The 583-nt window shown below is 41.3% G+C and carries 1 pseudogene; it reads left to right on the forward strand.

The window, feature by feature from the left end:
* Positions 1-54: 54 nt before the first annotated feature.
* Positions 55-583 (forward strand): annotated as a pseudogene (locus ACPV3A_RS37745) (transposase); the annotation flags it as partial.

Consider the following 583-nt stretch of genomic DNA (forward strand, 5'->3'; position numbering starts at 1 on the left):
TGAACTGCACCCCAATTGTTAGACACATCTAACAGTTGGAGGTGCAGTTKTTTTATGACTAAATTTACTAAGGATAGCAAATTGGCATTAATTCAAGGGTATGACTCTGATCTTCTATCTCAGACCGAATACGCAAATCAARTGGGCGTTACCAAGTCTCAATTCCAATATTGGTTGAAGCTCTATAAGATGCATGGTGAGACTGCCTTTACTAACGGCTATACAAAATATCCGGCAAGCTTTAAACTGGACGTACTCAATCATATGGCTCAATCAGACTCTTCTCTCATGGATACCGCTGYTTTGTTTAAGCTTCCGGACTTCTCCATGTTGTATTCCTGGCAGAGAAAGATGGAGACAGGCGGTTTAGAAGCCCTTGAGCCAAAAAAGAAAGGGCGTCCATCCATGAAGAAAAATTCCAATTCGTCYACCARACGATCCGTAGTTCAAGGGTCTGTCGAAGCACTCGAAGAACGTATCAAACAGCTTGAAATGGAAAATGAGTATCTAAAAAAGTTGAATGCCTTAGTTCGAAACAAGGAAAAATCACCAAACAAGACAAAGCACAAGCCGTCTGGCAACT

The sequence above is a fragment of the Paenibacillus sp. Dod16 genome, from assembly GCF_049893405.1.
In the GTDB taxonomy this organism is placed as follows: Bacteria; Bacillota; Bacilli; order Paenibacillales; family Paenibacillaceae; genus Paenibacillus_AQ.